We start from the raw sequence: 14217 nt of genomic DNA on the forward strand, positions 1-14217 counted from the left end.
CGCGAACGGCCGGTGCCGGAACGCGGACCGTACGGCAGGCCCGCCGCCGCACGGCCGGGGGAGAAGGCGTCCGGCACGCGCTCCCGCCGGTCGGCGCGCGACGCGGGGCCGTCCGTGGACCGCCCCAGTCATCACTGCGGGCGATCCGGCGCAGGAGAATCCTCCCTGGAGCACCCCTTTGAGCTGCCACGACGTGAACCGAGGCGCCGGTCGTCCCGTTGAGTCATCGAACGATGCCGTCCAGAGTGGGGAAAACCATGGTCACCGTCGAAGGAACCAGTACCGCCCGGTTCGAACCGGTTCGAGCAGCACTGGAAGCACACCTGGAATCCGGCGAGGAGCTGGGAGCGTCCATCGCCATCGACGTCGACGGCGTACTGGAAGTCGACCTGTGGGGCGGACACGCTGACGCGGCACGGACCCTGCCGTGGCACCGGGACACCGTGGTCAACCTGTGGTCGACCACCAAGACCCTCGCCAGCCTGGCGGCGCTGGTCCTCGTCGACCGCGGAGCGCTGGACCTCCACCGTCCCGTCGCCCACTACTGGCCCGAATTCGCCGCCCGGGGCAAGCAGGACATCGAGGTGCGGCACATCCTGGCCCACACCTCGGGGCTCTCCGGCTGGCAGCAGCCCTTCACCATGGACGACCTGTACGACCGGCCGACGGCGAGCGCCCGACTGGCCGCACAGGCACCCTGGTGGGAGCCGGGGAGCGCCTCGGGCTACCACATGCAGACCCAGGGACAGCTGGTGGGAGAACTCGTCCGGCGGGTCAGTGGCCGCACCCTGACCGAGTTCGTCGACACCGAGATCGCCAAGCCGCTGGAGGCCGACGTCCAGATCGGCGCGCGGGAAGCGGACTGGCAGCGCATCGCTCCGTTGGTGTCGTCGCCGCAGCTCTCCGGAGTACCGGCCGGTCTCGATCCCGAGGCGGTCTTCACCAAGACCCTGCTCGGCAGCCCCGCCCGGGACGAGCACGTCGACACCCCGCAGTGGCGCCGTGCCGAACTCCCGGCCGTCAACGGGCACGGCAACGCCCGGGGCATGGCCCGCGCCCTCTCCGTGATCTCGCGACGCGGTGAGGCGAACGGCCTGCGGCTGCTGTCCCCGGAGACGGTGGACCAGATCTTCGACGTACAGGCCGACGGGATCGACCTGTTCCTGGGCGTTCCCGTGCGGTGGGGCATCGGCTATGCGCTCGCCGATCCCAGGACGATGCCGCACATGCCCACCGGAACGATCTGCTTCTGGGTCGGCTGGGGCGGTTCGATCGTCATGATGGACCTCGACCGGCGCATCACGTTCGCGTACACGATGAACCGGATGGGCGAGGGGATGCTCGGCTCGGAGCGTACGCACAGTTACGTCCGACACGTCTACGAAGCGCTCGACGCCACAAACTGAAGCCGTCCCCTGAGGGTCCGTCAGATCCCGAAGGGTGGGCGGTCGGTGAGGAGAGCGCGGACCTCGCCCTCCAGGGGGAGGCCTCTGCCCCGACGCCTGGGCGCACACCGCCGCCGGACTGCCTCGGCGACACAGGTACCGCCACCGGGCGCACCCCGACAGGGCTGACGGGAACCCGCCTACGGTTCGACGATGTGCCGCAGGTAGCTGTGCGGATCGGTGAGATAGCGGCGCCAGTGATCCACGATGCCGAGTTCCCGCCAGGTCACCCTCCGCATGCCGTGCTCACCGACCTCGATGATGTCCGCGCCCGGCAGGGCGGTCAGCAGCGGAGAGTGCGTGGCGCAGACGACCTGGCCGCCCTCCTTGGCCAACCTGTCGATGTGCCCGATCAGTTCGAGGCAGGAGGAGAAGGAGAGCGCCGCCTCCGGCTCGTCGAGAACATAGAGTCCGGCGTGCAGGAACTTGCCGCGGAACGCCGCGAGGAAGCCCTCACCATGGCTGACACGATCCGGCGAGAACCCCTCCCTGTTCAGGGCGTCCAGCGCGGTCTCGGCACGCAGGAAGAAGCCCTTACGGGCCGACCAACTGGTGGCCATACGACGCCCACGCCCCGGGGAGGCGTCGAACCGCATCCGCTCGCCGAGGGTCGACTTGGCGCGCGGGGAAGCGTAGCGCCAGTCGTGGGAGCCACCGTAGGAGTCCAGACCGAACCCCTCCGCCAGCGCCTCGACCAGGGTCGACTTCCCCGAGCCGTTCTCACCCACCAGGAAGGTCACCGGCGCGGTGAACCGCAGCCCTTCATCGAGCAACTGCCGGACGCAGGGCACGGACCACGGCCAGGTTTCCTCGTCGTACGAAGAGAGATGGACATACGCGCGCTCGATCATCACGCGACCAGTGTCGCCTGTGGTCGGGAGGCGCACGTGCTCCGTGCGGCCGGCGTCAGTACCGCGTGCTCGTCGCGGCCGGGGATCCGGTCGGTCGTGCCCTCGTCGCGACCCGCCGACCGCGCAGTGGAGACCGCCGTCGTGCATCGGCCTCCCAGCGGGTGAGGCCGAGCGGGCTGTACCCCCATCAGCCGCGACCGCGCCCTCTGCGACAGAGGGACGACGACCGGCCCCGGCGCACCGCAGACCGCTTGGAGCGCCGAAGCCGGCGATCGAGATCCAGCGGGACCGGAGTGATCGGCACAGCTCGGCGACCGTCGTCGCCGACCGGCGGGCAGCTGCCTCGGCCGGGTCGGGCGAGGAGCGTCCGGCCGACGCACGGGGTCGCCGGGCGTGCACGAGCCCTGTTCACCCCACGGTCTCGTCCACATCATCCGCATCGTCCGCATCATTCTGGGACTCGTCCGGGAAGATCATCCGCACCCCGCCGCCGATCACCGGGAAGCAGGACAGCAGGAGGGCGAAGCGCATGATCCTCGCGGCGCCCTCCCAGTCGGACGAAGGCCCCAGAGCCAACCAGAAGGCGAGAGCCATCCCCGCCATCACCATCGTCACGCCGAACAACCGACGCACCCCACGATCCCTTCTCCTCGTGATCTTCAGGCATCCGTCTTACTCTACGCACCGGTAACTACGGTTCGCCGCAGGGCAGATGGTCGGCCGGCCACATCAAGCCGCAGGCGCGGCGCCACTCGCCCGAAGGCCTCGCAGAGAGGCAGACCTCGGAAACCGACCTCGGAAACCGACGTCGATGAACGGTCGTCGGAGTGGCTGTCGACGATGTTCCTCGGTTACTGCCGCACCTCGACCGATGCCTCTTGGCTACTGCGGCCTTCGACGGCCGAGCGGGTGGAGGCGTGGTGGCAGAGCCCGTGTGAGTCCGCGGGATGACCGATCAGAAAGGGGAGTGGTGTCAGCAGATCGTGCGCGGGGGCAGTACCGACTCAGGGTGACCTCAGGAGGCGGACGGCTCGATCTCCCCGGCGAAGACGATGACCTGGTCGATGAGGTTGCGTCGCAGATGGACGACGTCCGTTCCCGCCAGGCGGGGGCCTCCGTCCGGCGTGGTGAAGACCCACTGGTACCGGGCCCACTCGTCAGGCATGTCCACCGCCGAGCAGCGCACCATCGTGCCGGTCCCCGCCGGGTGGCGCCGGATGTCGAGCACGAACCGCTCGACTGCCCCGATTCCTTCGCTGCGGCCCAACGGCCCCCAGAAGACGACGTCCGAGGTCAGGGACTGGGAGAGGAGTGCGGTCACATAGCTGTCGTCCGAGGCGTTGAACGCGGAGATGAACGTGTCGATCGCGGACCGCGCGGTGTCTTCCTGCATGCACCAGTAATAGCAGTCGTTCCGCGGAACGCGCTCGTCCCGTGAGCCGTCTTCCGATCACGGTGAACGGTCCCGGTCCCGGTCCCGGTCCCGGTCATGGCCCTGGGCGGTGGGCTACGTCTGCTGGGAGGGCGCGGGCTGGGTGTGGGGTCGGACGAGGAGGAGGGCGCGATCGTCCGGGTAGTGGGCGCCGGGCTGGTGGTTGAGGAAAAGCCTGCACAGGTCGGGCACGTTCAGGCCGGTACCGAGGCGGGCTGTCTCGGTGAGCCGTTGCAGGCCTGTGTCCAGGGGTTCTCTGCGGCGTTCGATCAGGCCGTCGGTGTACAGCAGGACCGCGTCGCCTTCGCCCAGGATGGTTCGGCTCTGGCGGTAACGGGTGCCGGGGACGGGGCCCACGGGTGGGGAGATGAGGCCCTGGAGGTAGCGGCTGGAGCCGTCGGGGTGGATCACGAGGGGTGGGGGGTGCCCGGCTTTGACGTAGGTCAGGGTGCGGGTGGGCCGGTGGTAGAGGAGGTAGGCGGCGGTGGCCATCTGGCCGTGGTGGTAGAGGTGCAGGTATCTGTTCAGTTCGTCGAGCACCGCTTCCGGGCGGGTGCCCAGGCGCAGGACGATGCCGCGCAGGGCTGCGATGACCTGGGCCATGACGGCGGCCTGGGGGAGGCCGTGGCCGGCGACGTCGCCGATCGACAGGCCGATGTGGTCGTCGTCGAGGTCGTACACGTCGTACCAGTCGCCGCCGACCATGACCAGGTCGCTGCCGGGGGCGTAGCAGACTGCGGTCTCCAGGTCGGCGATGTCCGGCAGTTGGGGCAGGAGGCTGAGCTGGAGGCGTTCGGCGACGCGGTGTTCGTGCTCGTACAGCCCGGCGCGGCGCACCGCCTGGGCGATCTGCTGGGCCACGGCGGTCAGGTGTTCCGGATCGGGTACACCCTCCGTCCGGGGACTGACGCTGAGAGCGCCCACCACGACACCGTCGGCCTCCAGCGCGACCCGTAGCACTCCGGGAGCCGTGGGGAGCGCGTCATCGCGAGGCTGGTCCAGGTCCTTCCAGTGGGTTTCCGTCAAATCCCGTAGGTCTTCGCCCGGTTCGAGGGTGGGGACCAGGCGCCGGGAGTGCAGCTCCAGGGTCACGCCGTCGACGTCCAGCACCCGGGCCGCCGTGGCGGCGACGGCCTCCACGACCTGCGCGAGGGTCGCCGACGAGGCCAGCGCGCCGGTCAGTTCGTACAGGTGTTGGAGGCGGGCGCGGGCGGCCTGCTCGGCGAGCAGGAGTTCCTCACGCTGGGCTTCCGCGGTACGCCGGATGGCGATTTCCCGGTTCAGGGAACTGACCTGTCGGCTGAGGACGGCGAAGCGGTCACTCTGGTCGAGGCGGTGCAGGTTCAGCTGCACCACCGCCTGCGGCCCCTGCCACCAGGTGGCGCGCACGCCATGGCAGCGGAACCGCACCTGGTGGCCGTCGCCGTCCTTGAGGACGAGCGCTCCCGGCAGCGGACTGCCGCTGCGCAGCCAGTTGCGCAGATGGGTTCCCAGGACGCTGGCGTCGTCCTGGGTGAGGGCGTACAGGCTGGCGCCCGCGCACAGTTGGGGGATCGAGGCGGTGGCGGCCGGGTTGGCCGCCAGGATGGCGCCGTCGGCCGTGCACAGGAGGACGGGATGGGGCAGGGTGCGGATGACGGCCTCGAACAGGCCAAGACTCATGCAGGCACCGTACCCGTGCCCGGACCGGTGGCGGGCAGTTCCGCGTCGGCGAAGTACTCCCGCCCGCTCGCCGGACCGGCACCGGGCACCAGGTGCACGACGACGCGGCAGCCGGCGTCGCCGCGGGCGATGGTCTCCTGCAGTTCCACGCTGGCGTACCCGAGGTTACGGGCGGCGATGGTCCCGAACACGTTCGACGTCATCATGCACATCGACTCACGGCCCAGCACCTTCTCCGCGAACGGACAGGCCCGGTTGCCCAGGACGATCTTCGTGTCGTCCTGCTCGATGACATAGAAGTCGCCCTTGATCCGCCGCTTCAGATCGACCAGGGCCTCCGCCACCTGCTCCGGTGACAGACGGTCGGTGTCCAGCGCCTTGAGGTACATGTCGTCGATCTGCGTGCCCACCGCCTGGCCCACCAGGCTGATGTAGCCCGACGCCTCCTCCAGACCGATCACCGACTCCAACGACGTGGCCAACTCCCGCACCAGCGTGCGCAGGAACACGTCACGATCGAGATCGATCCTCACATCCCCCGGGTGGCTCATGGCGGACTCCTCTTCTCCACGTTTCGCGGACCGCGCAGGCGCCCGGCACACACCCAGACTAGAGACTGCGTGGAACTCGCAACCACCTGCCCGACGGATACCTGTCATCAGGACAGGCGAAGGCAGAATGAGGCCGCTGCCGAAGCAGAAGGGCGACGGTTGCCGACGTCGGAGCCGGTGCCCTGGCCACCGCGGCCGAGAGCGGCCCGTCCCGCGGCCTTGGTGGTGGAAGCAGTGCGGGGGGAGAGAAAGGGCGGCGTCGATATCACCCGCCCCGGCCGGCCGCGGGCGCCGTCCTGCCTTCCCCGCCGTCACGTGGCGTTGCTGGTGGCGGACGACATCCAGGCGGCTGCGGACGCACCGGATTCCTCTTCTCATCCGAGGACATCGACACCGTCCCGGAACATCGTGTGCCTGTCGACCCCAGGGGCGGGTACCGGACGCCCATGGTTCTCACGCTGACGCGCCCCGAGTGTTCGACGTCTGCAAGCCGGATGAGCACAACGGAACGCTTCCGCGGGTACGGCCCGGCGTTCGTGACCGCCGACCGCAACCCACCATCCGCGCCCTGGAACCAGTCTCGTCCGACGGAGGCCTGGAGGCCTGGAGGCCCGGACGACTGCGATGGGGGAGAAGGCCCGCGCGCTCACCGACACCGCCCGGCAGCCACGGGCGCCGGTGTCGCGAGGCCGCTGCCTGGCGTGGGTGCTGCCCTTCGACCGTCCGGGCGCGGCAGAAGGCGCGTGCGAGGCGGGCTTACCGGCGCGGCCCGCCGGTGGAGACGGCCGGTGCCGACGACGAGGTGGCCGAGATCCTTCCTCCGCTGACCGTGGCTGAGGCGAGGCGAGGCGAGGCGGAGGCGCAGGCGGAACAGGAACGGGGGCCTCGGCATCCTCGACGAGGCAGTGGCGCCGGTGCGCCAGGTCCTCCCCTGGCAGCCTGACCGGGTCTGGGCGCTCCGCGCGCCCGGACCGCAAGACCAACGGGTCCCGGCCGCGCAGGCCTCCGGGACGGACGAGCGGAGAGCTGATGTCGGTCGACCTGGTCGGATTCCTCGGTGTGGTCCTGGTGGCGTACGTGGTGCCCGGCCCGGACTTCCTGGTGGTGGTGAGGTCCGCCGCCGAACATCCGTCCAAGGGGCGGGCGGCGGCGCTGGGAGCGCAGACGGGGTTGTGCGTGCACATGCTGGCGGCGGCCGTGGGGCTCTCGGTGGTCGCGACCCGCTCGCCCGTGGTGTACCAGGCGATCAAACTGGCGGGTGCGGCCTACCTGCTTTACCTCGGGGCACGCGCGGTGTTCGCCGCCCGCCGGGCCGCCCGGGAGCGTAAGGCGGACGGCGAGGAGGCCCGCGCATCCGACGGCTGGTCCCACGACCCGGCCGGAGAGCCCGTGGGGGAAGCCGGGCGGACCCGGGCCCGCTGGCGGTCCGGCTTCACCCAGGGGCTGCTCACCAACGTCCTCAACCCCAAGGCGGCTTTGTTCTTCCTCAGCATCCTGCCGCAGTTCGTCGACGGCGGCGGATCCATGACCCGTCAGATCTTCCTTCTCGGCATCCTCGACATCCTCGTCGGCGTGGTCTACTGGTTCGCCCTGGTCGTCGTGGCCGCGCGACTGGGCTCCCTGCTCGCCCGGCCCAAGATCCGCCATCGCTGGGAACTGACCACCGGCTGGCTGTTCATCGTCATCGGCCTCTCGGTCGCCGCTGTGGCGTGAACCGGGACTGTCCCGCTCGCTTCGGGGGCCACAACCCCTCTCCCTCTCCGTGGACGCTTCGCTGACGAGCCGTCGAAATCCATGTGGGCCCTGCGGAAATGCGGCCCTCGCGGCCTGAACCGGTCCGCGAGGCGTCCCCATGTTCCGTAGTCGAGCAACAACCACCGCAACAGGATCCCGCCCAGGCCCGAGCGTCGTGGCGCTTTCCGCGGCCACACAAGTTCTGTCAGCGGATCGGTCAGTTCCATTGACGTGCTGGTGGCCGAAATCTATCTTCCTGTCGAAGTTACGCACGGTGTTCGAAATTTCGACGCCATGGCCGTTACCGCTCGATCCCGATCGTGGCACCCGTAGTACGACAGGAGACGCACATGGCCAGGCTCCTCGGCCGGCTGGCGGCGATATTGGTCGCCGCCTGCCTCCTCTTCACGTCCCAAGCCTTGACCACACCGGAGCGGGCGGCTGCCGCAGACCCGGGCTACCTGATGGTGCACTTCACGGGGGAGGGGTCGACCAATCAGCAGATGTACCTCTCGCACAGCACCGACGGCGTGCACTGGAACGACCTCAACGGTGGAGGCATGGTCCTGCGCTCCACGGTCGGCACCAAGGGGGTGCGCGACCCCGCGCTGGTGAGGTCCCCCGACGGCAGCAAGTACTGGATCATCGCGACCGACCTGTGCATCGGCTGCGGGCAGGGATGGGGTGACTCCCAGACCAACGGCAGCCGAAACCTGGTGGTGTGGGAGTCGACGGACCTGATCACCTGGTCGCAGCCGTGGCTGCTCAACGTCGCCGGCGCGATCCCCGACGGCCGCAACGCGTGGGCACCGGAGGCGATCTGGGACCCGGCCACCAACGACTACGTCCTGTACTGGGCGACGAACGCGACGCTGAACGGCGTGCTGAAGCACCGCATCTACTACGCCCGCACCTCGGACTTCCGCACCATCACCACCCCCCAGCTCTACATCGACCGCCCCGGCACCCAGGGCATCATCGACACCCAGATCATCGAGGTGCCGTCCGGAGTCGGTAATTACCGTTACGTGCGGGCCTCCGGCGACGGCCAGATCACGCTCGAAGGCAGCAACTCGATCCTGGGAACGTGGACCAACCTCGGCGATCTCTCCGGCATCGGCCTCACCGGCGCCATGGTCGAGGGCCCGATGTGGATGAAGTTCAACGGCAGCGACAAGTGGGCCCTCTACCTCGACCAGTACGCCTCCGGCGGCGGATACATGCCGGTCCTGACGACCGACCCCTCCGACCCCGCCGCCTACCAGAAGCAGGCGTCCGCGAGCTACAACATGGGCGGCACGAAGAAACGCCACGGCTGGATCCTGAACATGACGGCCGCCGAGGAGAGCCGTGTGCTCGAACGCTGGCCCAACACCACGATCAACCGGCTCCAGTCGTTCAACTTCCAGGACCGGTACGTGCGCCACACCAACTTCGACGTGCGCATCGACCCGAACGTCAGCCCCGTCGACGACTCCCAGTTCCGGCTGCGGACCGGCCTGGCCGGCACCGGCACCGTCTCCTTCGAGTCGGTGAACTTCCCCGGATACTTCCTGCGGCATTCCGCGTTCGACTTCCAGCTGGCCTACAACGACGGCACCACCGGGTTCGCCCAGGACGCCACCTTCCGTAAGGTCGCCGGACTCGCCGACTCCACATGGTCGTCGTTCCAGTCCTACAACTATCCCGACCGGTACATCCGCCACTACGCCTACCAACTCAGGCTCGACCCGATCACCACGGCGACGGCGCGCGGCGACGCCACCTTCCGCGTGACGAGCTGACCCGACAGGGATGCCGGCGCCCTCAGGGTGACCTCCGACCCGCCCGCCCTCGGCGGGGGAGGCGCCGGCATCCCGCTCACGGGTGGTGTCGTGAGCGAAGGATCGGCGCCCGGCGACCGCCGTGACAGCCCGGTGGTGGTCGCCCGGGCGAGCCGGCCCACGTGGCCTGCCGGCGTTCTCGCTCGGGCTTGGTCGTCATGGGGCCGGCGGCCCTGCCGACCGGCGAGGCACCGCCGACGCGGATGCAGCTCATCCTCGGGGACCGAGCGCGGCACCCCATCGGCCAACGGTGAACCGCTACCCAGCAGCACCAACCGGAATGGTCGCGCGCCGCATTGGTCAAGGTCTGGACGAGCACGCCCAGGAAGGCGCGAGGCCGGCCGAGTCGCACCGCGGAGTCGCGGACCGGGGCGGACCAGCCCCTCCGCCCGGGGTCAGCCCAGGCCGCAGCGGTCGAGCGACGCACGGACCCGGTCGAGCCCCTCCGTTCTCCAGTGGTCCCGGTCGGGCATCTGGTCCGCCCGCCGCCAGCGCCAGGCCGAGAACATGGCCCAGCCCACGGCGCGGCACCGGTGAACCAGGTCCGGGTCAGCGCCCGCGTAGTGCTGTGCCACTGCGTCCGGCGCATGGGCCAGGTCGAACTCGACCGGCCCACGGCAGCACGTGGCGAGGTCCACGAAGAGCGGCCCTTTCGTGGTGTTGAGGAGGTTGCCCGGATGCGGCTCGCCGTGCAGCAGCTGGTCGCCGACCTTGTTCGCGCTGATCGCGGCGCTCAGGTCCCTCAGGGTGCGGCTGAGGAGTTCCCGGTCGGCATCGGGCAGTTCGGGGGACCGCTCCCGGTCGTTCACCTCTCTCAGTGCCCCGGCGACTCGGTCGGTGAAATGCGGGGCGTCCAGATCGACCTGGCGCAGGGCGGCATGGTGCCGCAGGAGCGCGTCCGCGTAGGCGGCGGGAGCGATCTCCGTTTCCACCGGTTCGTAGTACGTCCACAGCGAGATGGCGAAGACATCCCGCACATGGACGCGGCGGTCGAGGCGAGGGTCCAGTTCGGCCAGCGGAGCGTGGACAGCCGCGAGACGGCGAGCGACCTCCACTTCGAACTCGGAGTCGGCCAGATGCGCCGCAGGCGCGACCCGGGCCAGCACATCGCAGGGGACCAGGCGCAGCACGACGCGGTCCGAGTTGTTGACGACGACCACGTCGTCGACCCGAAGTCCCAGCTCCGAAGCGGTCGCCCGGCCCGCCTCGACTGCGCGACGGAGTTCCGAAGGCTCCATGTCGTTCTCCTCATGGTGACGATCCTGGGTCCGGGGAGTGCCCCCGGCCGGTGAGCTGCTTGCCGTACTGCGGAGGGGAGAGCGACGGCCGTCCACGCGGAGCGACGCGCCGACCCGCGAGCCGAGCAGCGCGTCGACGACCTGCTGCCGGCGGGGTCGGAGAGAGCGGACCGCCCGTCACGCATCCGCAGCCCGGCCGCCTCATCCGCCTACGCGCTCCAACTCCCGCTGCAAAACCCTCTTGTCCAGCGTATTGACTTCTTTTCGGGCCTGTCATTACTGTCTCGCAGCATTTCGAACACCGTTCGCCATTTCGAACTGTCGAACCGCCGCATGAGTGCCCAATGGAGGACACCTCTATGCGTTACCGCCTCAGACGTAGCAGCCGCGCGCTGGCCGCCCTGTGCGGCTCGGTGTTGTCCGTCAGCCTCCTGTCGGCAGGGCCGGGGGCGACCGAGGCCCTGGCCGCCGACGACCCCAACGCGGTCGCACTGGACAAGGACGCGATCCTCGCCGCCAACCAGCTCGACGAACGCAAGTGGTACAAGGACAACATCCCGTTCCTCGACACCCCCGACAACGACATCGACGACGTCTACTACTACCGGTGGAGCACCTTCAAGCGCGCGCTCCGCTACACGGTGCCGGGCACCGGGTACGTGTCGACCGAGTACGACGTGCCGATCGGCTATGCCGGCAACCCGTACACCGCGCTCCCGGACGCCACCGGCTACCACCTGCTGGACGGACGCTGGCTGCACAACCGCGACTACGCGGGCGACTACCTGGACTTCTGGCTGCGCGGGGCGGGCACTTCGGGCGCGCGGAACTTCAGTGAGTGGATCACGAGCGCCGCGTACCAGCGCTACCTCGTCACCGGTGACGCCGCCCAGATCAGGTCCGCGCTTCCCCACCTCATCGCGCTGTACAAGAAGTGGGACTCCAACTTCACGAACGACATCACGGTCAACGGCACGCAGTCCACCGACGACCTGTACCACCAGACGCCGCTCTCCGACGCCACGGAGTACACCGAGACGTCGATGAAGAGCAGCAACTGGTTCAGCGGCGGTGCCGGCTACCGGCCCACGATCAACGCGTACATGTTCGGTGCCGCCCAGGCGATCAGCCGGATCGCCACGATGGACGGCGACACGGCGACCGCGAACGAGTACGGCGCCAAGGCCGCTCAGCTCAAGGCGGCCGTACAGAACTCGCTCTGGGACCCCCAGCGCAACTTCTTCATGCAGGTCTACAACACGGACGGCACCAACGGCGCGCTGAAGCAGACCAGGACGACCTGGCGCGAACTCATGGGCTACGCCCCCTGGGCGTTCAACCTGCCCGACGCGCAGTACTCGACGGCATGGAAGTACCTGACGGACGCGAAGCGGTTCAAGGCGCCGTTCGGGCCGACGACGCTGGAGAGGGTGCACGACTTCGAGGCCGAGCAGGCCACCCGCAACCACGCCGACCTCTTCAGCTCGTCGACCGCCTCCAACGGGCAGTACATCGGCAAGATCGACTTCGACGACAGCTACGTCACCTTCACCGTGGACGCGCCCGGCGCCGGGACGTACCCGGTGACCGTGCACTACGCCAACGGCACCAGCGGTACGTCGACCCACAAGCTCATCGTGAACGACGACACCGCCAACCCGATCACCGTCGGATACGCCCCCACCGGCGCCTGGCAGAAGTTCTCGGAGTCCCAGGCCGTCACCGTGCAGGTCCCGATGAAGGCCGGGGCCAACACGCTGAAGTTCGCCAAGGGCACCGGTTTCGCCGAACTCGACCGCATCACGGCGAATCCGTACTTCAACTACCAGGCGATACCCGCCGTACAGCAGCGCGACGACGCCAACTGCTGCCACTGGAACGGCCCGAGCTGGCCCTACCAGACGAGCCAGGTCCTCACCGGCATGGCCAACCTGCTCCAGGACTACCCCGCGCAGAGCTACGTCACCAAGGCCGACTACGCGACCATGCTCGCCCAGTTCGCCGACCTCCAGCACAAGGACGGCAAGCCCTACATCGCCGAGGCCGCCAACGGTGACACCGGTGACTGGATCTACGACGGCTTCAACTTCAGCGAGAACTACAACCACTCCAGCTTCAACGACCTGGTGCTCACCGGCCTGCTGGGCATCAAACCGCAGGCGGACAACACGCTGGCGCTGAAGCCCCTGGTGCCGTCCGGCTGGGACTACTTCGCGGTGGAGAGCGTGCCCTACCACGGGCACAACCTCTCGATCCGCTGGGACCGGGACGGCACCCACTACGGCAAGGGCAGCGGCCTGCAGATCTTCCAGGACGGCCTGCGCATCCACCAGTCCCCGACGCTCGGCGACACCACCGTGAACGTGGCCGCCCCGGTCACCCCGGCGCAGCCGGCGCGGATGGCGAACGTGGCGGCCAACCCGCTCACCGCCGAGCAGGACTGGCTCGGCCGGACCATCACCCAGCCCTACCCGAAGGCCTTCGCCTCCTACACCAACACCGTCTCCAACGGCCCGCACTGCCACAGCGGCCAGACCTGCAAACCGACCACGTTCGACGCCCCGCTCCGGGCGACCGACGGCTGGATCCGCTACGACAAGATCCCCGACGACCGGTGGACCAACTCCGGCTCGCCGAACGGCACCGACCACCTCGGCGTCGACTTCGGGGCGCCGCGCAAGATCAACGAGGTGAAGTTCTACACCTACGACGACGGCGCCGACATCCGGGTCCCGGCCGGCTACACCGTCCAGTACCTCAAGGACGGCTCGTGGCTGAGCGTCCCGGGCCAGACGAGGAGTCCGGCCACGCCGGTGGCCGACAACGCCAACGAGGTGACGTTCCCGACGATCACGACCGCGCAGTTCCGGGTCGTCTTCACCCCGCAGGCGGGCAAGTTCGTCGGCGTCACCGAGCTGGAGTCCTGGTACCCGGAGACACCACAGGTGAAGATCACCAACAAGAACAGCGGCCTCGAACTGGGTGTCGCCGGCTCCTCGATCGCCCCAGGAGGCGCCGTACAGCAGCAGACCGCCAACAGCACCGCCAACCACTGGTGGAAGATCGTCCCCGCCGAGAACGGCTACTACAAGATCTTCAACACCAACAGCGGCCAGGTGCTCGGCATCACGGGCGCCTCCACGACGGCCGGTGCGACGGCGGTGCAGTGGGGTGACACGCTCACCGCCGATCATCTGTGGTCCGTGGTGGACGCCGGGGGCGGCTACGCCAAGCTCGTGAACAAGAGGAGCGGGATGGTGCTGGGGATCGACGGGATGTCCAAGTCGTCCGGCGCACAGGCCCTGCAATGGGACGACAACGGCACCGCCGACCATCTGTGGAGCATCGTCGCGCAGGACGGGTCCACACCGTTCACCACCTGACCGCTCGTCCGCCGCGGTCCGCCCCGAGGACCGCGGCGGACGCCTTCCGACGTCGATGAAGGATCGTTGCCGGCGAGGCTTGAGGCGCACGCTCCTGA

General features: G+C 69.1%; 10 protein-coding genes. 4 read left to right on the forward strand and 6 right to left on the reverse strand.

The window, feature by feature from the left end:
• Positions 1 to 257: 257 nt before the first annotated feature.
• Positions 258 to 1406 (forward strand): serine hydrolase domain-containing protein, encoded by a 1149-nt coding sequence (locus ACFYO5_RS22510; RefSeq protein WP_388711314.1) that lies wholly within the window; start codon positions 258 to 260, stop codon positions 1404 to 1406.
• A 179-nt stretch (positions 1407 to 1585) separates the two neighbouring features.
• On the opposite strand, the gene ACFYO5_RS22515 is transcribed toward ACFYO5_RS22510, so the two are convergent.
• The 5 genes from ACFYO5_RS22515 to ACFYO5_RS22535 all read right to left on the reverse strand — a co-directional run bounded on the left by ACFYO5_RS22515 (position 1586) and on the right by ACFYO5_RS22535 (position 5941).
• Complete coding sequence (locus ACFYO5_RS22515) at positions 1586 to 2299, reverse strand: AAA family ATPase (RefSeq protein WP_388711317.1); 714 nt, start codon at positions 2297 to 2299, stop codon at positions 1586 to 1588.
• Positions 2300 to 2704: 405 nt separating this feature from the next.
• A complete protein-coding gene (locus ACFYO5_RS22520) occupies positions 2705 to 2929 on the reverse strand; it encodes a hypothetical protein (RefSeq protein ID WP_388711320.1) in 225 nt (74 codons plus the stop codon).
• 382 nt (positions 2930 to 3311) lie between these two features.
• The gene (locus ACFYO5_RS22525; RefSeq protein ID WP_388711323.1) at positions 3312 to 3689 is read right to left on the reverse strand and encodes a nuclear transport factor 2 family protein; all 378 of its coding nucleotides are present in this window, start codon (positions 3687 to 3689) and stop codon (positions 3312 to 3314) included.
• 114 nt (positions 3690 to 3803) lie between these two features.
• Positions 3804 to 5390 carry a SpoIIE family protein phosphatase gene (locus tag ACFYO5_RS22530; RefSeq protein ID WP_388711326.1) on the reverse strand — a complete coding sequence of 529 codons (1587 nt, stop codon included), beginning with the start codon at positions 5388 to 5390 and terminating at the stop codon, positions 3804 to 3806.
• A complete protein-coding gene (locus ACFYO5_RS22535) occupies positions 5387 to 5941 on the reverse strand; it encodes a methanogen output domain 1-containing protein (protein WP_388711330.1) in 555 nt (184 codons plus the stop codon). Before ACFYO5_RS22535 ends, ACFYO5_RS22530 begins: the two co-directional genes overlap by 4 nt.
• Positions 5942 to 6970: 1029 nt before the next feature.
• Between ACFYO5_RS22535 and ACFYO5_RS22540 the strand changes: the two genes are divergently transcribed.
• Positions 6971 to 7654 (forward strand): LysE family translocator, encoded by a 684-nt coding sequence (locus ACFYO5_RS22540; protein WP_388711333.1) that lies wholly within the window; start codon positions 6971 to 6973, stop codon positions 7652 to 7654.
• Between the two features lie 371 nt (positions 7655 to 8025).
• Positions 8026 to 9459, forward strand: coding sequence for a glycoside hydrolase family 43 protein (locus tag ACFYO5_RS22545; RefSeq protein ID WP_388711336.1), 1434 nt, complete (start codon positions 8026 to 8028; stop codon positions 9457 to 9459).
• 434 nt (positions 9460 to 9893) lie between these two features.
• On the opposite strand, the gene ACFYO5_RS22550 is transcribed toward ACFYO5_RS22545, so the two are convergent.
• Positions 9894 to 10736: a phosphotransferase family protein gene (locus ACFYO5_RS22550; protein WP_388711339.1), complete on the reverse strand. Its 843-nt coding sequence runs from the start codon at positions 10734 to 10736 to the stop codon at positions 9894 to 9896.
• 359 nt (positions 10737 to 11095) lie between these two features.
• On the opposite strand from ACFYO5_RS22550, the gene ACFYO5_RS22555 reads away from it, so the two are divergent.
• Positions 11096 to 14119: an RICIN domain-containing protein gene (locus ACFYO5_RS22555; RefSeq protein ID WP_388711342.1), complete on the forward strand. Its 3024-nt coding sequence runs from the start codon at positions 11096 to 11098 to the stop codon at positions 14117 to 14119.
• Positions 14120 to 14217 lie beyond the last annotated feature (98 nt).

It is taken from the genome of Streptomyces sp. NPDC006259, from assembly GCF_042870975.1.
Lineage (GTDB): Bacteria > Actinomycetota > Actinomycetes > Streptomycetales > Streptomycetaceae > Streptomyces.